This is a genomic window from Selenomonas sp. oral taxon 136, from assembly GCF_001554015.1.
GTDB classification, from domain to species: domain Bacteria; phylum Bacillota; class Negativicutes; order Selenomonadales; family Selenomonadaceae; genus Centipeda; species Centipeda felix.
Genome location: NZ_CP014239.1, coordinates 2,381,269 through 2,403,191, shown reverse-complemented (window position 1 = coordinate 2,403,191; position 21,923 = coordinate 2,381,269). Strand labels below are relative to the sequence as shown.

Genomic DNA, 21,923 nt, shown 5'->3' with positions numbered 1-21,923 from the left:
GCCCCCACTCCATGCAATAGAGGAAGTGGGGGCATAATATTTAAAAAAATACTTGCAAGAATATGCATAAAGGATGTATAATCATAAACATCTTTTTAGGGAGATGGAGGAACAGTCATGAAGGTCAGTATCATCGGTGCATCTGGCTATGCAGGGGAAGAACTCATCCGACTTCTTCATGGCCACCCGCATGCCGAGATTGTACATCTGACATCGGAGCGCCATACGGGCGAGAAAATATCGAAACTTTATCCACATTTAACGCATATTTATGACAATATACTGGATTCGATGGAGGATGTCCACCGTATGGCAGTGGACAGCGATGTTCTCTTTATCGCACTTCCGCATGGACATGCAATGAAATTGGTCAAGGCGATTGCTGATCTGCCGGTGCATATCATTGATCTCGGGGCAGACTATCGCTTTGCCGACACATCGGTCTATGAGGCATGGTATCATGTCCCGCACACGGATCCGGAGGCAGAGCGGGTCTATGGACTTGCCGAGCTGTACCGCGATGCAATCCGTGGGGCGCATCTCATCGGCAATGCAGGCTGCTATACGACGGCAGGTATTCTCGCACTGACCCCGCTCGTGCAGGAGCATCTCGTACAGATGGATTCGATTCTCGTCGATGCGGTTTCCGGTGTCTCCGGTGCAGGGCGTACACCGAAGGAGAGCACGCATTTCCCGGAGTTCTACGACAGCTTCACGGCGTATGGCGCAGTCAGTCATCGACACACCCCGGAGATCGAGCAAGCGCTCTCAGAGCAGGCGGGTGAGCCGGTTACGATCAACTTTACGCCGCACCTTGCCCCCGTTGCGCGCGGTATTCTTGCCACGTGCTATGCGCGCCTCGCAGACGGCGTAACGGGAGAGGATGTGGACGCGGCATTTACTGCCCGGTATGCAGATGAATTTTTCATCCGCCTGCTTGGGCGCGGAGCGTATGCATCGACGAAATATGTGCGCGGAACGAATTACTGCGATATTTCATGGCATATTGATCCACGCACGCATCGTGTCATTGTTTTTTCCGCGATTGACAATCTCGTCAAAGGCGCGGCAGGGCAGGCGATTCAGAACATGAACATCGCGCTTGATTTGGATGAGCGCACAGGACTCGACCTTGTGCCGATGTATCCGTAAATGGGAATGGAGGATATTGATATGTTCAGCGAGCAGAATGCAAAAGCCGGGGTTACCTTCCCGCAGGGATTCAAGGCAGCAGGGGTCAAGGCAGGCATCAAGAAGAGCGGCAATCTCGATGTTGCCGTGATCTATACGGAGCGGGAGGCAGCTGCGGCAGGCGTCTTTACACAGAATGCAGTTGCCGCTGCACCGGTCTTCGCCTCGAAGAAGGTCGTTGCCACGGGGACAGCACATGCGATTGCAGCAAATGCAGGCTGTGCGAATGCCTGCACCGGTGCACAAGGGGAAAAGGATGCGCGCGCAATGCAGGAGATCACGGCGGCGGCACTCGGCTGCACGCCGGAGGATGTTCTCGTCGCCTCAACCGGCGTGATTGGCGTAAATCTTCCGATGGACAAGATGGAGGCAGGGCTGAAAGCCGCAGTTGCCGCACTCTCGACAGACGGCAGCGTCAGCGCAGGCAACGCCATTATCACGACGGATACCTACTCCAAGTCGTGTGCCACGGAGGTGATGCTCGGCGGCAAGCAGGTACGGTTTGGTGCGATCGCAAAGGGCTCGGGAATGATTCAGCCAAATATGGCGACGATGCTCGCCTTTATCACAACCGATGCAGCGATTGACGGCAAGCTTCTCCAAAAGGCACTCTCCGAGGTCGTTGAAATTTCGTTCAACATGATTTCGATTGACGGTGATATGAGCACGAACGATATGGCTGTTGTGCTTGCCAATGGTGCGGCAGGAAATGCGAAGATCACGTCAGAGGGCGCGGACTACGAGACGTTCAAGGCAACGCTCGCAGAGATCTGTACAGGGCTTTCGCAGCGCATCGCCTCCGACGGTGAAGGTGCAACGAAGTTCCTGACGGTTCACGTGATGGGAACGAAGAGCTTTGCCGACGCCAAGACGATTGCGATGAGCGTGGCAAAGAGCCCGCTCGTCAAGACAGCATTCTTCGGGGAGGATCCGAACTGGGGACGCGTGATCTGTGCAGTCGGCTATGCAGGTGTTCCGATGAATCCCGAGACAACTGTTGTGAAGTTCGGAGGCATCCCCGTCTACGTGCACGGTGTCGGCGCGGACTATGATGAGACGGCACTCAAGCAGGTCATGGGGGAGCATGATATCGTGGTTGACATCGACATGGGTATAGGCACACAGGAAGCAACCGTCTGGACCTGCGATTTCTCCTATGAGTACGTCAAGATCAATGGTGAGTATCATACCTGAGGTGAGGGCTATGTACAGCGATAAGGACAAGGCGGAGATCTTGGTTGATGCCCTCCCGTACATCCAGGAGTTCTCGGGCACGACAGTCGTCATAAAGTACGGCGGCAACGCGATGGTAAGCGATGTGCTGAAGGAAAACGTTATGCGCGACGTGGCGCTGATGAAGTATGTCGGCATCCGTCCCGTCATCGTTCATGGTGGAGGACCGGAGATCACGGGCTTTTTGAAAAAGGTCGGCAAGGAGTCCTCCTTCGTCGCAGGGCTCCGTGTGACGGATGAGGAGACCGTTGAGATCGCCGAGATGGTGCTCGACGGAAAGATCAACTCGGAGATTGTCAATCTCCTGAACCAGCGCGGCGTTCGTGCCGTTGGTCTCTCAGGCAAGGATGCGGGGCTGATCCGTGCGCGCAAGAAGATGGCGACCGTATACGAGAACGATGCGGCGCATGAGGTGGACATTGGCTTCGTGGGCGCAGTGGAAACAATCGACGTCTCTGTAATTGAAGATCTGCTGGATCACGGCTATGTGCCGGTTATTGCGCCAATCGGCGTAGGGATGGACGGCGAGAGCTACAACATCAACGCCGACTACGTTGCGGCGGAGATCGCAGGGGCCCTTGCGGCGGAGAAACTGCTTCTCCTGACGGACATCGAGGGCATCTATAAAGATTTTAACGACAAGAGTTCGTTTCTCTCGACCATCCATCTGCAGGAGGCACGCGACTACATCCGCGACGGCATCATCTCGGGCGGGATGATTCCCAAGGTAGAGGCGTGTCTGACGGCACTGGAGCGCGGCGCGGCAAAGACGCACATTATCGATGGACGTTTGCCGCACGCCATTATCCTCGAGATTTTTACGTCGACTGGTGTTGGTACACAGGTTGTACGATAGGGAGTATATATGAGCGAAGCAGAGAAGAAAATTTTTGACACCGATGAGAAAGACTATCTCCCCGTATTCAATCGCTATAAAATCGTGCTCGATCATGGTGAGGGCGTTTATGTTTGGGATGTTGCGGGCAGAAAGTATCTTGACTTTCTCGGCGGCATCGCTGTCAATGTTCTCGGGCATCATTATCCGCCGCTTGTCGAGGCAATTGCATCGCAGGCGGCAAAGATCATCCATGCCTCGAACCTTTACTACACGAAGCCGCAGGCGGACGCAGCGGCAAAACTTGCAGCACTTAGCGGGCTCGGCAAAGTATTCTTCTGCAACTCGGGCGCAGAGGCAAACGAGGGAGCAATAAAAATTGCACGTAAGTACGCCTGCCGCATCCATCCGGAGAAATCGCAGATCCTTACGGCGTGGGATAGCTTTCACGGGCGTACGCTTGCGACGCTGACCGCGACGGGGCAGCCGAAGTATCACGAGGGTCTTGGGCCACTACCGGCAGGCTTTGACTATATCCGCTACAATGATATTGCAGATCTCAAGACGAAGATCAGCGATAAGACGGCAGCGGTCATGCTCGAGACGATTCAGGGGGAGGGTGGCGTCTATCCGCCAGAGGACAACTATTTGAAAAAAGTTCGTGCCCTCTGCGACCAGCATGGTGCGCTCCTCATCCTCGATGAGATTCAGGCGGGCATCGGGCGCGCGGGGACGTTCTTCGCCTATGAGAAATACGGCATAAAGCCCGATATTGTGACGCTTGCAAAAGGTCTTGCCGGCGGCGTGCCGATCGGTGCCTTTGCTGTCACGAATGAAGTCGCAGCTGCGTTCCATGCAGGGGATCACGGCACGACATTTGGCGGCAACCCCCTTGCCTGTGCGGCGGCGAACGTTGTCCTCGATACAGTCCCGAAAAAGGAGTTCTTGGCACGTGTCGCGGTACTCGGCGCGTACTTCAAGCAGAAGCTCGTAGAGCTGCAGAAGAAGTATCCGGCTTTCATCGTCGACGTGCGCGGCACGGGGCTGATACTTGGCGCGGAACTCGCATCGGATGCACATGGACGTGATATTGTGAATGTGTGTCTTGAAAAGAGAATCATTATCAATTGTACGGTGGGGAAGGTGCTGCGTTTCCTGCCGCCGCTCATCATCACCGAGCCGCAGATCGACGAGGTCGTCAGCGTTCTTGATGATGTGATCTCGCACTATGCGTGATGTGCTGTTTTCTTTACGGCGATGCTGTAATACGATATAATACAGAAATGGGAGGGGTTATATGCTGAAAGGGAAGGACTTATTGTCCATTCATGAACTCAGTCGAGATGAGGTCGAGGAGATTCTGTCCCTCGCACAAGAGCTCAAGGAAAAGCAGAAGGCGGGGATACCGCACCGCCTTCTGGAGGGCAAGTCGCTCGGCATGATCTTTGAGAAGTCCTCAACGCGGACGCGCGTGTCCTTCGAGGTGGGGATGTATCAGCTTGGCGGCCAGGCACTGTTCCTCAGCAGCCGCGATCTGCAGCTCGGGCGCGGTGAGCCGATCAAGGATACGGCGCGCGTGCTCTCACGCTACCTTGACGGCATTATGATCCGTACGTATGGACATGACCGTATCGAGGAACTTGCGGAGTGGGCGGATGTTCCCGTGATCAACGCGCTCAGTGACCTCCTGCATCCGTGCCAGGCGCTTACCGATCTCCTCACGATCCGTGAGTATAAGGGCAAGAATCTCACGGGGCTGAAGATGGCATACGTTGGCGACGGCAATAATATGACGCACTCGCTTATGTATGCGGCGGCAAAGGTCGGCATGAACTTCGCGGCAGCGACCCCCGAGGGATATGAGCCGAATGCCGAAGTTGTGGCAAACGCCAAGGCTGATGCGGCAGCGACGGGTGCGACTGTTACGATCACGCACAATCCGATGGAAGCGGTTGTGGGCGCAGATGTCATCGTTACGGACACGTGGGCGAGCATGGGGCAGGAGGCGGAGCACGACGCACGCACAGCGGTCTTCCGGCCCTATCAGGTGAATTGGGAGCTCGTTGCCGAGTCGGGCGATGCGCGCTGCATCGTCATGCACTGTCTGCCCGCCTACCGAGGAGAGGAGATCGCGGAGGATGTCTTTGAAGAATTTGCCGATGTGATCTTTGACGAGGCGGAGAACCGTCTCCATGTTCAGAAGGCAATCATGGCACTCACCATGGGAAATTAAGGAGTTGTTTTATTATGGCTAAACAGATCAAAAAAGTCGTTCTTGCCTATTCCGGCGGTCTTGATACGTCGGTGATCATTCCTTGGCTGAAAGAGCACTACGATGGCTGCGAGGTTATCGCTGCCTGTGCTGATGTCGGACAGGGTGATGAGCTGAGTGTCGTTCACGACAAAGCACTTGCCTCTGGTGCATCGAAGGTGTTCATCGTCGATCTTACGAAGGAGTTCCTTGAGGAGTATGTCTGGCCAACACTGAAGGCAGGTGCGGTCTATGAGGGCAAGTATCTGCTCGGCACCTCCTTTGCCCGCCCTGTGATTGCCAAGGCGCTCGTTGACATCGCGAAGCGCGAGGGGGCGGATGCCATTGCTCACGGCGCGACAGGCAAGGGCAACGATCAGGTGCGCTTTGAGCTGACGGTCAAGGCACTTGCTCCCAATCTCCAGATCATTGCACCGTGGCGTGAATGGGATCTTGACTCGCGTACGGCAGAGATCGCCTATGCGAAGAAACACGGAATCCCTGTCGCGACGGAGAATAAGACGTACAGCATGGACCGCAACATCTGGCATCTCTCGCATGAGGGCTCAGACCTCGAGGATCCTGCGAACGAACCGAAGAACTCCATGTTCCTCATCTCCTGTGCGCCTGAGGATGCACCGGATGCGCCGGAGTATGTCTCCATTTCCTTTGAGAAAGGGATCCCCGTCGCTGTCAACGGTGAGAAGATGGGGGCAGTCGAATTGCTGACGAAACTCAATGAGGTCGGTGCACGCAATGGTGTCGGCATTGTCGATATCTGCGAGAACCGCCTCGTCGGCATGAAGTCGCGCGGTGTCTATGAGAACCCGGGGGATCGATCCTCTACTATGCGCATCGTGAGCTGGAATACCTCTGCCTCGACCGCTTTACCTTCCACTACAAGGAGGGACTTGCCATCCATTATGGTGAGCTGGTCTATGACGGCATGTGGTTCTGTCAGTTGCGCGAGGCACTCGCCGCCTTCGTGGACAGCACGCAGGAGACCGTGACGGGTGAGGTACGCCTGAAGCTCTACAAGGGCAACATCATCTCTGCCGGTGCGAAGTCTCCATACTCCCTCTATAGTCAGGAGTTCGTTACCTTCGAACATGATGACGTTTACGATCAGGCGGATGCAACGGGCTTTATCAACCTCTTCGGCCTGCCGCTCAAGGTGCGTGCACTCATGCAGGAGGGGCAGAAATAATGAGCGAAAAGCTCTGGGGCGGCCGCTTCTCCAAGACGACCGATGAGATGATCAATGAGTTTCAGGCATCCATCGGATTTGACCGCCGTATGTACCGCGAGGATATTGCGGGATCTCTTGCCCATGCTGCCATGCTCGCCAAGGTCGGCATTCTCTCAGAGGAGGATCACGCGGCAATCGAGAAGGGGCTGAAGGACATCCTTGCTCAGATCGAGCACGGAGATTTTGATTTCAGTGTAGCACTTGAAGATATTCACATGAATATCGAAAAGCGTCTCACGGACGCAATCGGCGATGCGGGCAGCCGCCTGCACACGGCACGCAGCCGCAACGATCAGGTGGCACTCGATACGCATCTCTTTGTACGCCATGCTGTCGTGGACGTGATGGCACATATTCGCGCGCTGCAGCAGGCCCTCACGGAGTCCGCCGCACAGTATCGGGATGTGATTATGCCAGGCTATACGCATCTCCAGCGTGCGCAGCCCATCCTCTTTTCCCACCATCTCATGGCGTATTTTGGAATGCTCGCACGCGACTTTGAGCGGTTTCAGGGCGTCTATGCGCGTACGGATATCATGCCGCTCGGTGCCGGAGCACTTGCGGGGACGACACTGCCGATCGATCGACAGTTCGTGGCACAGCGGCTGCACTTCGAACGCATCTACACAAATAGTCTGGATGCTGTCAGCGACCGTGACTATATCATCGAGTTCCTCTCTGCCGCATCAATTCTCATGGTGCATCTCTCGCGCCTCTCAGAGGAGATCATCCTCTGGTGCTCACGAGAGTTCTCGTTTGTCGAGTTGGACGACGCGCACTGTACGGGATCGTCGATGATGCCGCAGAAGAAAAATCCTGATGTCTCCGAGCTTGTGCGTGGAAAGACCGGCCGCGTTGTCGGACATCTCATGGCGATGCTCATGGCGGTCAAGGGGCTTCCTCTTGCCTATAACAAGGACTTGCAGGAGGATAAGGAGGGGCTGTTTGACACCATCGACACGATGAAATTCAGCCTTGCGGTATATGCACAGTTGATACGGGGCATGAAACTGCGTGAGGACGTCATGCGTCATGCGGTCGAAGCGGACTACTCGAATGCCACGGATCTCGCGGACTACCTTGTGCGCAAGGGATTGCCGTTCCGTAAGGCACACGCCGTCGCGGGGCAGGCAGTAGCACAGTGCATCGCACGCGGGATCTATCTCGCGGATCTGCCGATCGCGGACTATCAGCAGCTCTCACCGCTCTTTGCGGAGGATATCTATGATGCCATTTCTCCTGAGACTTGCGTTTCCTGCCGCAACTCTTACGGCGGTACATCGTACGAGCAGGCAGAAATGCAGCTTGAGGCTGCGAAAAACCTCATGACGGAGGAGAAGAGCATCGTCTCCGTACTGACGGAAAAACAGAATATATTGTCGTAATTTCAATGAGAAGGACTTGCTGATTGGTTTTTTATCAGCAAGTCCTTAAATTTTATTTGCATTGTCACTGTACAGATGGTACAATAGCACCAAGTGACTGGATCGGATTATTTTTTTGCGATTTTCGTATTTGCTGTGCGGACGTATTTTCACGGCAATGACATCGAAAATGGCTCTTTTCCGTATAGCGACAGGCGTATAGGACGTGTGGTCGCTGTGTTTTCGTGCGGATGAATTCTGATTTCATGATCGAAAGACTGAGAAAAATATAGGAAGGGGATTTTTCCCGAAGGATTTATGGAGGTGTGTTTTTTTGTCGTTCAATCGTAATGGCAACCATGGAAAAGGCGGACAAAAGGTACAGGTTATCCCGTTGGGCGGATTGGGTGAGATCGGAAAGAATATGACGGCCATCCGCGTGGATGATGAGATCCTCGTGGTGGATTCCGGGCTAATGTTCCCGGAGGAAGATATGCTGGGGATTGATCTTGTCATTCCCGATATTACCTACCTTCTTGAGAATCGTGACATGGTCAAGGCGATCGTGCTGACGCATGGGCATGAGGATCATATTGGTGCTCTCCCGTATGTGATGAAGCAGATCCCATGCCCCGTGTATGGTACACGTCTGACGCTCGGCATACTGGAGGGACGCCTGAAGGAGAATGGGGTAGACTCGACCAATCTGCACTCCGTCATGGCGGGGGACATCATCAATATTGGCTGTTTCAGCGTCGGATTTATCCGCGTGAACCACTCCATTCCCGATGCGGTCGGACTCTCCATCAAGACGCCCGTGGGGATGATTGTCCATACGGGTGACTTCAAGCTCGACTATACACCGGTGGATGGGCAGATGACGGATTTCCGCCGTTTCTCCGATCTTGGCAATAAGGGTGTACTCCTTCTGCTCGCCGACAGTACGAACGCCGAGCGCGAGGGACATACGGCAAGTGAACGTACGGTGGGAGCCGCGTTTGATAAGGCGTTCCACAATGTGCGTGGGCGTATTATTGTCGCCACATTTTCCTCGAATGTGCACCGCATTCAGCAGGTCATTGATACGGCGGTCAAGTACAAGCGGCGCGTTGCCGTTCTCGGACGCAGTATGGAAAACGTCGTCGGTATCTCACTTGAGCTTGGCTATCTGACTGCTCCTGAGGGGACGATCATCGGTATCGATGAGGTCAATAACTACCGTCCGGAACAGATCGTCATCGTGACAACGGGCAGTCAGGGTGAGCCGATGTCTGCACTCTCACGCATGGCTGCATCCGATCATCGTAAAATCACGATTGTACCGGGCGATACAGTCATTATCTCGGCAACGCCGATCCCGGGGAATGAGAAGCTGGTCTCCAAGACGGTGGATAATCTGATGAAGCTCGGTGCAAACGTCATCTATGGGCGCGATAAAGGGATCCATGTCTCAGGGCATGGCAGCCGTGAGGAACTGAAGCTGATGCACAACCTCGTACGGCCGAAGTTCTTCATGCCCGTACACGGTGAGTATCATCATCTCGTTCAGCATGCAGGTCTTGCCCGCGAGCTCGGAATGCCGAAGGAAAATATCTTCATCAGTGAGAACGGGCAGGTGCTCGAGTTTACGAAGGAGAAAGGCCAGGTCGTCGGGCGCGTGCAGTCTGGCATGGTTATGGTCGATGGCCTTGGCGTCGGCGATGTCGGCAACATTGTTCTGCGGGATCGCCGTCAGCTCTCACAGGATGGCATCCTCATCGTTGTTGTGGCAATGAACCGTCAGAGCAATCGTGTTGTTTCGGGGCCTGACATCGTCTCGCGTGGCTTTGTCTACGTACGCGAGTCGGAAGCCCTGATGGATGAGGCACGAGCTCGTGTTCAGCAGGCGCTTGACCGCTGTGAGGACGAGAATGTGCGTGAGTGGTCGGCGATCAAGTCGAATGTACGCGATGCGCTCAGCCGTTATCTCTTTGATAAGACGCGCCGCCGTCCGATGATCCTCCCGATCATTATGGATGTTTAATATCTATTATACGGGGTCGTTATGCGAAGAAGCGAACTTCGTATAACGGCCCCATTTGCGTATTTCTTTCAACACCCCCTCATGTCTGAGCTGTGATTGGTATCGTGTGTAATAGAGATTTCATTCGCTAATATTTTCCCAAATTGCAATATCAAATCGGACAGTAGAGCATAACAGAATCAAAAATTATGGGTGAAGATTTTTTAGCGCGGCATCGAAGCGCTCTTGTGGCGTCTCATAACCTAGAATTTTACGTGGCAGTGAATTGATCCAATCCTCTACGCGCTGCACTTCTTCCTCGCTCAAGTTCGTCATATCCATGCCCTTCGGAATGAAATACCGAACGAGGGCATTCTGCTTCTCGTTCGTTCCACGTTCCCAAGGTGCGTAAGGATGAGCATAGTACACCTTCGCCTCTGGAACAGCTTCTTGCAGACGAGCGAACTCGCTCCCATTGTCGCAGGTGATCGTACGAAATACCTGTGAAAATTGTGCCCCATAGAGCTCTCTTAGTTTGGCAATCCCCTCGGCAGCTGCCTCTGCGGTCTTTGCACGAATCTTTATAAGGTGTCTCTTTCGCTTCTTACGTTCATCTGCGGCAAGCAGAACAGGATCCGTTCCCTTTTTCCCGACGATGGTGTCAAGTTCCCAATTTCCAAAGGTGGAGCGTTCGTCAACAAGAGGGTCACGGCGGTCAATACTCTCACCGAGCGTCCTGCCGTCGTCATGGTTCTTTTTCTCTTTGCGCTTACGACGGCGTACCTTCTGTCGCAGGTCGATGTTTTTGACCTTGAGCAGCCCCATCGCAATGTAGTTGTAGATGGTCTTTGTGCAGACAGACACCTCGAACAGATTCATACGCTTGGCACGCCCGCAGATTGCATCAGGAGAGTGTTTGTCTTTGAGAATGGCGTTTTCTACATACCGGATGAAGTCCTGTGCAGCATTAAATTTGGACGGTTTTCCGGAGTTCTCACGATTGCGCTCATAGCGCATTTGACCGGACTGTGCAAAATACTGCTCATAGTACGTCCAATCGGAACGCTTCTGCGCTACCGTGCCGCGCTTTATTTCCTCGTACAAGGTGGAGCGGGCGATGCCAAGGCCTTTGGCGATTTTCACCTTGGGGACACCGAGACGCAGCATCGCTTCGATCTGCCCGCGCTGATAGGCGTTTAAGTGCTTGAATGTGCGGCGTTTTGTGGTAGAATGAGTGTGGGACATACAGAACCTCCTGGTAGTGTTTGTGCAAAGATATTTTACCAGATTGATTCTGTATGTTCTACTTTTTTATGTGTCCGATTTCATTTTACAATGAACCCTAATATTTTGATGATATTGCTGTATTGGCAGCTTGCAGTTGTTCACAAAATGAGATAGAATAATAGTGGTTTATCGTCTTTTTGATGTGGATGAGGAGGAGTTTTATGACGGCGGCTGAACAGAAAGAGCTGCGGCTCTTTGCGGTGAAGGTGCGCGAGGGGATTCTGCGCGGCACGCATGCGGCGAAAAGTGGACATCCGGGTGGATCACTTTCGTCAGCGGATTATTTCACCTATCTCTACAAGAAGGAAATTCGTGTCGATCCGAAAAATCCGCATGATCCAAACCGCGACCGCTTCGTTCTTTCCAAGGGACACGTTGCACCGGGGCTCTATGCGACACTGGCGAACTGTGGATTTTTCCCCGTGGAGGAACTGCTGACCCTCCGTCATATCGGCTCGCGCCTGCAGGGACATCCGAATATGAACCTCACGCCCGGCATCGATATGTCTACAGGCTCTCTTGGTCAGGGACTTTCGACGGCTGCGGGCATGGCCAAGGGCGCGAAGTATCTTGGCAAGGATATCAACGTCTACACGCTGCTCGGCGACGGCGAGCTTGCCGAAGGACAGATCTGGGAGGCGACGATGTTCGCCGCGCACTATGGGCTTGACAATCTCTGCATCGCCGTGGACGTCAACGGGCTTCAGATCGACGGCAAAACAGCAGATGTCATGAACAGCGCCCCCGTGGACAAGAAATTCGAGGCATTCGGCTGTGCCGTTCAGTGGATTGACGGGCATGATTTCACTGCTCTTGCGTCGGCATTCCACACCTTCCATGCGAATCATGGCAGCAAGCAACCGACGGTGATTCTGATGAAGACAGTCAAGGGCAAGGATGTCTCCTTTATGGAGAATCAGGCGGGCTGGCATGGAAAAGCTCCAAACGATGCCGAGCTTGCCCAGGGGCTGGAGGACTTGGCTGCGGTTCGGAAGAGCATCGAGGAGGCATGAGCATGGCAGAGGTAAAGAAAATTGCAACTCGTGAGAGCTACGGCAACGGATTGGTGGAATTAGGAAAAGAACACGATAACGTCGTCGTGCTGGATGCGGATCTTGCTGGTGCAACCAAGACGGCTATCTTTAAGAAGGCATTCCCCGACCGTCACTTCAACTGCGGTATTGCAGAGTGCAATCTGGTAGATGTCGGCGCGGGTCTGTCGACCATGGGACTCGTGCCGTTTGTCTCGACGTTTGCCATGTTTGCGGCGGGGCGTGCCTATGAGCAGGTGCGCAATACGATCGGATACCCGCATCTGAACGTAAAGATCTGTGCCACGCACGGCGGCATCTCCGTCGGTGAAGACGGTGCATCGCATCAGTGCTGTGAGGACTTTGCTCTCATGCGTACGATCCCCGGCATGACGGTCATGTGCCCTTCGGATGATGTGGAGGCGCGCAAAATGCTGCATGCTGCCTACGAGATGGACGGTCCTGTCTACATCCGTTTCGGCCGTGCAGCAACGCCGGTCTACCATGCAGAGGATTTTCCTTTTGTCATTGGCAAAGGAGAGGTGCTGCAGGATGGCACGGATGTCGCGGTCATTGCCACGGGGATTCTCGTGCCGGAGGCGATCGAGGCAGGAAAACGTCTTGCGGCCGAGGGCATCAGCACGCGTGTGATCAATATGGCGACGATCAAGCCACTCGATACAGAGATCGTTCTCCGTGCAGCGCGTGAGTGCGGGAAGATTGTCACGGTAGAGGAGCATAACATCATCGGCGGACTTGGCGAAGCGGTCTGCGCTACGCTTGCGGAAGGATGCCCCGTTCCTGTCCGCCGTGTCGGTGTCAATGATGCGTTCGGATACTCTGGCCCTGCGGCCGAGCTCCTGAAGGAGTTTGGTCTGACTGCAGACCATATTGCCGAGGCGGCACGCACGCTGGCGGAAAAATAATATCCATGCAGAAGATGTTCTCTTTCATTGGAGAACATCTTTTGTTTTATCCGTGCTTTCCTAGATTGCGCGATATTCCTTTTTCCCTTATAATAGGAATAAGAGTCATAAGAGTTATATGAAATGAGGATGCTATGAGAATACAGGGCGTAGTGTTTGACGTTGATGACACGCTGTATGATATGGCTCAGCCATTCTATGCTGCATTACGAAGGCTCTATGGAGAGCGCAGTGAGTTCGACTTGCCATCTCTCTTTCTATCCTTTCGCCGCCATAGCGATGAGCGGTTTGAGGAGTCGCAAACAGGGAAAATCAGTATGGAGCAATTCTATATTTATCGCATCCAAAAAACGTTGGAAGAAGCTGACGTTCAGACGACGGATGCGCAGGCGTTGGCGTTTCAGCGCGTCTATATGGGGCTCCAATATCAGATTCGGCTCTCGCCAATGATGATTCGCATGTTCAACGAGCTCCGTTCGCGAGCCAAACTCGGTGTGATTACCAACGGCGAATCTGCACACCAGAGAAAAAAGATAGATTCTCTTGGTCTGTCAAAATGGATGCCGGAAGAGACAACGATCGTATCAGGTGACTACAAGTTTCGTAAACCAGATCCTCGTATTTTCCAACTGATAGAGGAACGCATGGATCTGGACAAGGCAGGGCTTCTCTATGTCGGCGATGCATTTGAGATGGATGTGAAAGGTGCGATAGAGGCAGGCTGGAGTGCTGTTTGGTTCAATCGCCGTGATCGAGCCATGCCAAAGGATGCTGCGGGTCTGTCATTTACTGAAGTTTCATCCGAGGATAAATTGCTTTCCGTTGTTGTAAAAGCCGTGCGCGGATGATTTGAACATAATTCATCTGTGATTCCTGATGAAACAACATAAAAATAGCTCATCCATACGGATGAGCTATTTTGTTGTATAAAGAAAACCACGCGATAGTCGCGTGGTTGGAAAGAGCTTAAGCGGTGAACAGAAAATCCCCAGTGTGCTAAACTATGCGTAAGCCTGCCAGCCTAAAAATAGTGAAGGCACTAGGGAGGAAACAGCATTATGTCGAAACAACAAAATGCCGATACGCATAGTTTAGCACACACAAAGTGGAATTGTAAGTATCACGTTGTGTTTGCACCGAAGTATCGGCGAAAAGTATTCTACGAAGGGAAACGGCTGGAAATCCGGGAGATCCTAAGAAAGCTGTGCGCGTGGAAGGGGGTAGAGATCATTGAAGGGGAGATCTGTCCGGATCATATCCACCTGCTGTTAAGTATCCCGCCGAAGATCAGCATAGCGAGCTTTATGGGATACCTAAAGGGCAAGAGTAGCTTAATGATATTCCCAAAGTATGGAAACATGAAGTTTGCATACAGAAATCGAGAATTTTGGTGCAAAGGGTATTATGTCGATACCGTAGGAAAGAACACCAAGGCGATTAAGGAGTACATAGCTGACCAGCTGAAGAAGGATCGGGAGCAGGATCAACTGAGCTTGTTTGACCCAAGAGACCCATTTATGGGTGGCAAGTAATCTGTGCATGGCTGGCAGGCCAATAAAAGGCGTACTTGTACGCCGCCAATTACATAAGGGCTATGCCCGAAAATGAAAAACCACCCGCTATGCGGGTGGATATTTATTTCTGCTTAAGTCGCGAAATTACTTATTCTGGTCGATGAGAGCCTGAACTTCGGGTGCCTTTCCATCCGAGCCGAGGACTTCCTTGATCTTGTGAGCAACGAGCTCCTTGATGTAGTTACGACCATCGGACAGGTACTGACGCGGGTCAAAGTGTGACGGCTCCTTCTTGAAGTGCTCGCGGATGCCTGCCGTCATCGCAAGACGCAGATCAGAATCGATGTTGATCTTGCAGACAGCCGACTTTGCGGCACGGCGGAGCTGATCCTCGGGAATGCCGACCGCATCCGGCATGTGGCCACCGTTCTCGTTGATGATCTTGACGTACTTCGGAATAACAGAGGATGCACCATGGAGCACGATGGGGAACCCGGGGATGCGCGTCTCGATATCCGCAAGGATGTCGAAACGGAGCGGCGGCGGGACAAGAACGCCATCCGCATTGCGCGTGCACTGATCCGGCGTGAACTTAAATGCGCCGTGCGAGGTGCCGATCGCGATGGCGAGGGAGTCAACGCCCGTCTTCTCGACGAAGTCCTGGACTTCCTCCGGCTTCGTGTAGGACGCATTTTCTGCCGAGACGTTGACATCGTCTTCGATCCCTGCCAGCTGACCAAGCTCCGCCTCGACAACAACGCCGTGCGCATGTGCATACTCGGCAACGCGCTTAGCAAGTGCCACGTTTTCTGTGTAGGGGAGATGCGAGCCGTCGATCATGACGGAGGTGAAACCGCCATCGATGCACGCCTTGCAGATGTCAAAATCTGCGCCGTGATCGAGGTGAAGCGCAATGGGAATATCGTTGATTTCGAGTGCTGCCTTGACGAGATGGACAAGGTACTCATGACGGGCATACTTGCGTGCACCTGCGGAGACCTGCAGAATCAGCGGAGACTTTAACTCTCCGGCGGCATCCGTAATCCCCTGGACAATCTCCATGTTGTTGACGTTGAAAGCGCCGATGGCATATCCGCCGTCGTAGGCTTTCTTAAACATTTCTTTTGTTCCGACGAGTGGCATGTGATTACCCCCTAAACAGATTAACAATGATTCATCGAATGTCTTAATTATAGCATAGATTATTGAGTGAAGATACCGCTTTTTGAAATTTCCCATCGGTTCTGCTATAATGGGAACACTAATCGGTAAAGGCGGGTGCATCGCGTGCAGTTAAAGCGCTTGGAGGCTTATGGGTTCAAGTCATTCGCCGAGCGAATTGTCGTCCAGTTTGATCAGGGAATCACAGCGGTTGTGGGACCGAATGGCAGTGGAAAAAGCAATATTACCGACGCAGTGCGCTGGGTTCTGGGGGAACAGAATATCCGTATGCTGCGTGGGCTGCGTGCCGAGGACATCATCTTTGCCGGCTCTTCTGCACGGCGTGCGTTGAGTGTGGCAGAGGTAATTCTTGTATTTGACAATACGGATAAGACGCTGCCCATTGACTACGAGGAGGTTGTGGTCAAGCGCCGACTGTATCGCAATGGGGACAGTGAAATATACCTGAATGACTCCCGCTGTCGTATCAAGGATATATATCAGTTGTTTGCCGACACAGGGATCGGACACGATGGTATGAGCATCATCGGACAGAATCGCCTGAACGATATCCTTGACAGCCGTCCGGAAGATCGGCGCGTTTTTTTCGAGGAAACTGCGGGGATCACCAAATACCGCACGCGCAAACAGGAGGCACTCCGCAAGCTGCGTGACAATGATGCTGACCTCGTGCGCTTGAGTGACATTATGCACGCGCAGGCCACTGAGCTTCAGCCGTTGTCCCAACAGGCGGAAAAGACCAAACAGTTCCGTGCACTGGATTCAGAGCGACGGAGCTACCAGCTGACTGCCCTTGTCCACCAGCACGAAAGCCTGCAAAAAGAGCAAGAATCCGCTGATCGAGATCTGCATGTGCACGAAGAGGCAGAGATACGTGCGATGCAGGAGAGGAAAGAAAAAGAAGATCAGAAGACTGCACTCGAAGAGAAAATGGCTGCCATTGATCTCCGTATGGGAGAACAGGAGCAAAAGAGTACAGAGCTTCAATCTAAGCTGGATCATTTAACCAGAGAAGCTGCTCTCCTGGAAGGGCGCCGGGATGAAGGAGAGAAACGAAAAGCATATATTGAGCAACAACGCCAGTCTGCCGAAGTTAAGATTCAGACGACACTACAGGAAATTGCTCAGATTGATGCTCTCCTCGTACGGAAAAGAGAGGAATGTACCGGAAAAGAACATACGCTGCATGAGGCATGTGCTGAACTTGAACGCGTGCAGGCTCTCGTGCATACAGAGGAAAAGGAACAGGAGCGTAATGCGCATGCACGGCACGCCGTGCAGCGTGTGTTGGCACGCCTGCGTGAAAAACTTGCTGCCGTATCGGGGGCGCATCAAGACAGCGACCATGCGGCATCGGCACAGGAGGAGCTTGCCCGAAGAAGGTCACTTTTGATAGAGACACAGTCTGAAATTACAGCAGCAGAGGATGCGGCCCGCCGTATCGAAGAAGAATTGTGCGGGGTGAAAGAAAAATGCAGCCGCATCCAACAAGAGATGAAAGAACTTCGCCGCGCACAGGAGAATGATGAACGGCAGATCAGACAGACTGAGGGCGAGATGCTCCGTGCACAGCAGAGTCTGGAGTTTCTTCGGCGTATGCAGGAGAGCTATGAGGGATTTGGCAAGGACGTACAGATCGTCCTCCGTGCCCAGGAGCCGTGGCGAAGCCACGTGGCGGGAACCGTCGCCGATCTCATACGTATTCCGCAACGCTTCCTTGCGGCAATGGAGGCAGCGCTCGGTGGGAGTGTGCGCAATATTGTCACCGAAGATGCACAGACGGCAAAGGAAGCGATCGGCTATCTGAAACGGAATCATGGCGGACGCGTCACCTTTCTCCCACTGACGACGATTACGGTGCGCCCTCCACGGGATATAGATACCAAGCAGCATAAAGGCATTATCGGCTGGGCGAATACACTTGTTCAGGCGGATGGACGATTCCAGAGGGTCGTGGATCATCTCCTTGGACAGACACTGGTGATGGAAACCCTTGACGATGCTCTTGTGACAGCGAAGAAGGAAGGATATCGTCTTCGCATCGTCACACTTACCGGAGAGTTGCTGAATCCCGGCGGGTCACTTTCGGGTGGAGGGCGAAGGAAACAGCAGACAATGCTGCTCAATCGCCATGCGGAGATCGAGACAACTGAGGCGAATCTTGCAGCGAAAAGCAAACTATGCGGCGAATATCGTGCTGCACGAGAAGCGCATCAGAATGCGTGGCAAATAAAAGATCGTGACGTTCAGCGTTGTACGAAGCGAATCGAGCAACTGTCGGGTGAACTATTAAAAAACAATGGAAATCGTGAACTGCTGCAGGCGCGCGCACTGGATCATGCAGAGGCCGTTCAGAAGATGGAGCATGCTGAGCAGGAACGTGCCATATACTCTGCACAGCTCGCCAAGAAACGTGTGCAGTTGGAGCGTCATATTGCGCAGTGTGAGGCACATGAGTCTCGCTTTATCCATGAACAGGAGAAGCTGAATCAGGCTGGCAGGGAGTACGGTGCTGCATTAAAAAAGACAGCGGACGCCATCCATGCACTCGAAGTGGAGCTTGCCTCACTTCGAACCTCCATTGATACGGAGGAAATGCATCGTAAGTCCCGCGTATTGGAAGAGCAGGATGCCCGTAAGACACAAAGTGTTATTACTGCCCAAGAGAAACAGCTGTCTGAGGAACTGACAGAGGGGACAGCGCGGATCGCATCGCTCTCAGAGGAGATATCTGCACAGGAGAAACTCCTTCGTGAGAGCAGGAAAAACAGCAGTGATCTCCGGGATGCACGTCTTGCCCACGAAGCAGACGTGCGCGTTTTGGATGAGGCACTGAAGAAATGTCTCTTAAATTTGGAAGAGATCCGCTCCAAACGGCATGAGTGCGATAAGCTCGTGGAACGGATTCAGCTGCGCATGGAGGACTGTCGTGAGCGTTTACTGAGCGACTTTGGCCTCACGCCCGAATCAGCATCTGTCCAGGCAAAGCATGCAGAGCCGCAGGTAGTCAGCGCCTATCTGCACGAACTCGAATCCGCCATCCAATCGCTTGGCACAGTCAATCCGAATGCCATAGAGGAGTACGAAGAAAAGAAAGCGCGATACGAGGAAGAAGAACGTCAAGTAGAGGATCTGAAGTCGGCCAAACAGGATATCGAGCAGATCATTCAAAAGATAGACCAGGATATGACCCGGACATTCCGCGAAGCGTTCCGTCAGATTCAGGAGTATTTCAACGAGATATTTGTGCGGCTCTTTGGCGGAGGAATCGCAGAATTGCGGCTGACGGACAAGGAAGATATTCTGAACAGCGGTGTTGAGATTCTCGTTACTCTGCCGGATAAGAAACGGCAGAATCTGTCTGCTCTATCTGGTGGTGAGCGTGCACTCACGGTGATCGCCTTGTTGTTTTCCTTTCTTCGCTATCGACCGTCTCCATTTTCTATTCTCGACGAGATCGATGCGCCGCTGGATGAGGCAAATGTGTTGCGCTTCGGTGACTTCCTGCAGGAGTTTGCAAAACACACGCAGTTTATTGTGGTCACGCATCGAAAGGGAACCATGAGGGCAGCGGATACGATGTACGGCGTTACCGTGGAGGATGCCGGCGTCTCCAAGGTGCTGTCAATCCGCCTGAAGGATTATGAGGCAGAGCAGAGCGCCTAATCAGTGCTTCCTCAGAGAAAGGAGTTGTCGTGGGATTCTTTGATCGCCTGAAAAAAGGCTTAACGAAGACGCGGGAGAATTTTACCCATAGCATTGAACGCTTGATTATTGGCTATGCTGATATTGATGACGATCTCATCGATGAGCTGGAAGAAACCCTTTTGATGGCCGATGTAGGCGTCAAGACGACGGAGATGCTGATTGCATCTGTACGAAAGGGGATCAGAAATAAGGAAATTCAGACGCCGGATGACTTGATTCCTTTTCTGGAAAAAGAAATTGTTCGCATCTTGGATAGTGGAGAGAGTGATACGCCCATGGCGGATCAACCTCCAACGGTGATCTTGGTGGTTGGGACAAATGGTGTCGGCAAGACGACGACCATCGGGAAGCTGAGTGCCTACTATCGTCATCAGGGCAAAAGTGTTTTGCTGGCGGCGGCAGATACGTTTCGCGCGGCCGCCATCGAGCAGCTTGAGGTCTGGGGCAAGCGAGCGGATGTTCAGGTCATTAAACACGGTGAAGGATCGGATCCCGCCGCCGTTGTCTTTGATGCGCTTCAGGCGGCAAAGGCACGCAGAACGGAGCTTGTCATCGTGGATACGGCGGGGCGCCTTCAGACAAAGTCCAATCTCATGCAGGAACTGGAGAAGATCTACCGTGTGATCGGACGCGAGGTCCCGGGGGCTCCCCATGAGACACTGCTTGTTCTCGATGCAGGGACGGGGCAGAACGCGATTAGCCAGGCAGAATTGTTTTCACAGGTAGCCCCTGTCACCGGTGTCGTCCTCACCAAGCTGGACGGAACGGCGAAGGGCGGCGTCACGATCGGCATCACAGCGCAGCTCGACATTCCCATCAAGTGGATTGGCGTAGGCGAGGGCATTGACGACTTACGTCCCTTCCATGCGGAGGATTTCGTCAACGCACTGTTTGCCAAACGCGAAGATGCAGAAGCATAATAGAGACAGGTATCTGTAACGAAAGAAGGGATCGTCGATGGATGAAGATCTGATCGAACATACCGTTCGCAGCGAGGATATATTTGACGGCACGCTGCTTCATGTGCGCCGCGACATAGTGCGTCTGCCGAACGGAAAAGAGGGGGTGCGCGAGTGGATTCGCCATCCGGGGGCTGCGGCCGTACTTCCGCTCCTCCCCGATGGAAATGTTATTCTCGTGCGGCAGTATCGCCACCCGATCGGCAAGGTTACCTTGGAAGTCCCTGCCGGAAAGCTTGATGCCGAAGGGGAAGATCCACTGCACTGTGCGCGGCGGGAGCTGTCGGAGGAGACGGGCTACACGGCGGAGCAGTACGATAAACTGACGACGATTGCAACCACCGTTGGCTTTTCGAATGAGTACATTCATCTGTACCTCGCACGTCAGCTTTCCTCCGGACGACAGCATACGGATGAAGATGAGTTTGTCAATGTGGTACAAATGCCGCTAAAAGAAGCACTGCATCTGGTCAATACAGGAGAAATCATCGATGCCAAAACCATCATCTCGCTGATGATGGCAGCGCCGCATTGTCCCATCGAGTCATAGGAGATATTGATGTTCGGATTTGATTTACAGGAAATGCTGCTCGGCATTCCCGGGCTTGTCATTGCAATGACCTTTCACGAGTATGCGCATGCGCGTGCCGCCGTCTCTCTGGGGGACTTTACCCCGCGTCTCATGGGGCGGTTGACGTTGAACCCAACGGCCCATATCGACCCCATTGGTCTCCTGATGCTCTTCTTGGTACGATTCGGATGGGCAAAGCCGGTCATGATCAATCCAAGCAATTTTCGTCAACCCAAACGTGACGATATCCTCGTATCACTCGCGGGGCCGATGATGAATTTGTTCCTCGGCTTTGTGGCTTTTTACGTTATGCTGCTGATCAATGCACACCGCCTTGATGTCTCGCAGATCACCTATACGATCATACAGATGATCTTTGTCTACAACGTGAACTTCGCCATTTTCAATATGCTTCCTATTCCGCCGCTCGATGGCTCGCATATTCTCCGCAACCTGCTGCCGCCGGATCTTGCTTATCGTTATCAGTCGATAGAACGATACAGTATTCTCATCATGATCGTATTTATTGCCACACCGATTCTGAGCGTTGTACTGATGCCGCTTTTTCGATTGGTTTACGGATTCTATAAAGTGCTTGGGTCGGCACTCCTATTTTAGGT

At 53.2% G+C, this 21,923-nt stretch carries 17 protein-coding genes and 1 pseudogene; 16 read left to right on the top strand and 2 right to left on the bottom strand.

Annotation, left to right across the window (positions count from 1 at the left end):
• Positions 1-117 precede the first annotated feature (117 nt).
• From argC to AXE86_RS11465, 8 genes and pseudogenes are all read left to right on the top strand, one after another.
• Positions 118-1,152: an N-acetyl-gamma-glutamyl-phosphate reductase gene (gene argC / locus AXE86_RS11500; RefSeq protein WP_061946869.1), complete on the top strand. Its 1,035-nt coding sequence runs from the start codon at positions 118-120 to the stop codon at positions 1,150-1,152.
• A 21-nt stretch (positions 1,153-1,173) separates the two neighbouring features.
• Positions 1,174-2,385: a bifunctional glutamate N-acetyltransferase/amino-acid acetyltransferase ArgJ gene (gene argJ / locus AXE86_RS11495; protein WP_061946868.1), complete on the top strand. Its 1,212-nt coding sequence runs from the start codon at positions 1,174-1,176 to the stop codon at positions 2,383-2,385.
• 10 nt (positions 2,386-2,395) lie between these two features.
• Positions 2,396-3,280, top strand: coding sequence for an acetylglutamate kinase (gene argB / locus AXE86_RS11490; protein WP_061946867.1), 885 nt, complete (start codon positions 2,396-2,398; stop codon positions 3,278-3,280).
• A gap of 9 nt (positions 3,281-3,289) precedes the next feature.
• Positions 3,290-4,495 carry an aspartate aminotransferase family protein gene (locus AXE86_RS11485; protein ID WP_061946866.1) on the top strand — a complete coding sequence of 402 codons (1,206 nt, stop codon included), beginning with the start codon at positions 3,290-3,292 and terminating at the stop codon, positions 4,493-4,495.
• Between the two features lie 61 nt (positions 4,496-4,556).
• Positions 4,557-5,492: an ornithine carbamoyltransferase gene (argF, locus tag AXE86_RS11480; protein WP_061946865.1), complete on the top strand. Its 936-nt coding sequence runs from the start codon at positions 4,557-4,559 to the stop codon at positions 5,490-5,492.
• Between the two features lie 14 nt (positions 5,493-5,506).
• Positions 5,507-6,717 (top strand): annotated as a pseudogene (locus AXE86_RS11475) (argininosuccinate synthase).
• Positions 6,717-8,144 (top strand): argininosuccinate lyase, encoded by a 1,428-nt coding sequence (gene argH, locus AXE86_RS11470; RefSeq protein WP_061946864.1) that lies wholly within the window; start codon positions 6,717-6,719, stop codon positions 8,142-8,144. Before AXE86_RS11475 ends, argH begins: the two are co-directional and overlap by 1 nt.
• A gap of 313 nt (positions 8,145-8,457) precedes the next feature.
• Positions 8,458-10,146: a ribonuclease J gene (locus AXE86_RS11465; RefSeq protein WP_061946863.1), complete on the top strand. Its 1,689-nt coding sequence runs from the start codon at positions 8,458-8,460 to the stop codon at positions 10,144-10,146.
• Between the two features lie 186 nt (positions 10,147-10,332).
• On the opposite strand, the gene AXE86_RS11460 is transcribed toward AXE86_RS11465, so the two are convergent.
• A complete protein-coding gene (locus AXE86_RS11460) occupies positions 10,333-11,370 on the bottom strand; it encodes an IS30 family transposase (RefSeq protein WP_061946862.1) in 1,038 nt (345 codons plus the stop codon).
• 203 nt (positions 11,371-11,573) lie between these two features.
• Between AXE86_RS11460 and AXE86_RS11455 the strand changes: the two genes are divergently transcribed.
• From AXE86_RS11455 to tnpA, 4 genes are all read left to right on the top strand, one after another.
• On the top strand, positions 11,574-12,425 hold the full coding sequence (locus AXE86_RS11455; RefSeq protein ID WP_061946861.1) for a transketolase: 852 nt from the start codon (positions 11,574-11,576) through the stop codon (positions 12,423-12,425).
• The gene (locus AXE86_RS11450; protein WP_198145271.1) at positions 12,422-13,369 is read left to right on the top strand and encodes a transketolase family protein; all 948 of its coding nucleotides are present in this window, start codon (positions 12,422-12,424) and stop codon (positions 13,367-13,369) included. Before AXE86_RS11455 ends, AXE86_RS11450 begins: the two co-directional genes overlap by 4 nt.
• Positions 13,370-13,503: 134 nt before the next feature.
• Positions 13,504-14,217: an HAD family hydrolase gene (locus tag AXE86_RS11445; RefSeq protein WP_061946859.1), complete on the top strand. Its 714-nt coding sequence runs from the start codon at positions 13,504-13,506 to the stop codon at positions 14,215-14,217.
• 210 nt (positions 14,218-14,427) lie between these two features.
• Complete coding sequence (gene tnpA / locus AXE86_RS11440; protein WP_061945451.1) at positions 14,428-14,901, top strand: IS200/IS605 family transposase; 474 nt, start codon at positions 14,428-14,430, stop codon at positions 14,899-14,901.
• A gap of 126 nt (positions 14,902-15,027) precedes the next feature.
• Here tnpA and fba read toward each other — a convergent pair whose 3' ends face one another.
• Entirely contained in the window at positions 15,028-16,026 is a 999-nt protein-coding gene (fba, locus tag AXE86_RS11435) for a class II fructose-1,6-bisphosphate aldolase (protein WP_061946858.1), read from the bottom strand.
• A 144-nt stretch (positions 16,027-16,170) separates the two neighbouring features.
• On the opposite strand from fba, the gene smc reads away from it, so the two are divergent.
• The 4 genes from smc to AXE86_RS11415 are packed head-to-tail and all read left to right on the top strand — an operon-like array spanning position 16,171 to position 21,921.
• On the top strand, positions 16,171-19,731 hold the full coding sequence (gene smc, locus AXE86_RS11430; protein ID WP_061946857.1) for a chromosome segregation protein SMC: 3,561 nt from the start codon (positions 16,171-16,173) through the stop codon (positions 19,729-19,731).
• Between the two features lie 29 nt (positions 19,732-19,760).
• A complete protein-coding gene (gene ftsY, locus AXE86_RS11425; RefSeq protein ID WP_061946856.1) occupies positions 19,761-20,693 on the top strand; it encodes a signal recognition particle-docking protein FtsY in 933 nt (310 codons plus the stop codon).
• A gap of 37 nt (positions 20,694-20,730) precedes the next feature.
• Entirely contained in the window at positions 20,731-21,282 is a 552-nt protein-coding gene (locus AXE86_RS11420; RefSeq protein ID WP_009442193.1) for an NUDIX domain-containing protein, read from the top strand.
• A 9-nt stretch (positions 21,283-21,291) separates the two neighbouring features.
• Positions 21,292-21,921 carry a site-2 protease family protein gene (locus AXE86_RS11415; protein WP_009442192.1) on the top strand — a complete coding sequence of 210 codons (630 nt, stop codon included), beginning with the start codon at positions 21,292-21,294 and terminating at the stop codon, positions 21,919-21,921.
• The last annotated feature ends 2 nt before the right edge of the window (positions 21,922-21,923 follow it).

What these genes read in the sequence shown, in the direction of transcription:
- argB (WP_061946867.1), top strand. Translation starts at nt 2,396, where the DNA reads ATGTACAGCGATAAGGACAAGGCGGAGATCTTGGTTGATGCCCTCCCG.
- AXE86_RS11460 (WP_061946862.1), bottom strand. Translation starts at nt 11,370, where the DNA reads ATGTCCCACACTCATTCTACCACAAAACGCCGCACATTCAAGCACTTA.
- AXE86_RS11420 (WP_009442193.1), top strand. Translation starts at nt 20,731, where the DNA reads ATGGATGAAGATCTGATCGAACATACCGTTCGCAGCGAGGATATATTT.
- AXE86_RS11455 (WP_061946861.1), top strand. Translation starts at nt 11,574, where the DNA reads ATGACGGCGGCTGAACAGAAAGAGCTGCGGCTCTTTGCGGTGAAGGTG.
- argF (WP_061946865.1), top strand. Translation starts at nt 4,557, where the DNA reads ATGCTGAAAGGGAAGGACTTATTGTCCATTCATGAACTCAGTCGAGAT.
- AXE86_RS11415 (WP_009442192.1), top strand. Translation starts at nt 21,292, where the DNA reads ATGTTCGGATTTGATTTACAGGAAATGCTGCTCGGCATTCCCGGGCTT.
- fba (WP_061946858.1), bottom strand. Translation starts at nt 16,026, where the DNA reads ATGCCACTCGTCGGAACAAAAGAAATGTTTAAGAAAGCCTACGACGGC.
- argC (WP_061946869.1), top strand. Translation starts at nt 118, where the DNA reads ATGAAGGTCAGTATCATCGGTGCATCTGGCTATGCAGGGGAAGAACTC.
- argJ (WP_061946868.1), top strand. Translation starts at nt 1,174, where the DNA reads ATGTTCAGCGAGCAGAATGCAAAAGCCGGGGTTACCTTCCCGCAGGGA.
- AXE86_RS11485 (WP_061946866.1), top strand. Translation starts at nt 3,290, where the DNA reads ATGAGCGAAGCAGAGAAGAAAATTTTTGACACCGATGAGAAAGACTAT.
- argH (WP_061946864.1), top strand. Translation starts at nt 6,717, where the DNA reads ATGAGCGAAAAGCTCTGGGGCGGCCGCTTCTCCAAGACGACCGATGAG.
- AXE86_RS11450 (WP_198145271.1), top strand. Translation starts at nt 12,422, where the DNA reads ATGAGCATGGCAGAGGTAAAGAAAATTGCAACTCGTGAGAGCTACGGC.
- AXE86_RS11445 (WP_061946859.1), top strand. Translation starts at nt 13,504, where the DNA reads ATGAGAATACAGGGCGTAGTGTTTGACGTTGATGACACGCTGTATGAT.
- tnpA (WP_061945451.1), top strand. Translation starts at nt 14,428, where the DNA reads ATGTCGAAACAACAAAATGCCGATACGCATAGTTTAGCACACACAAAG.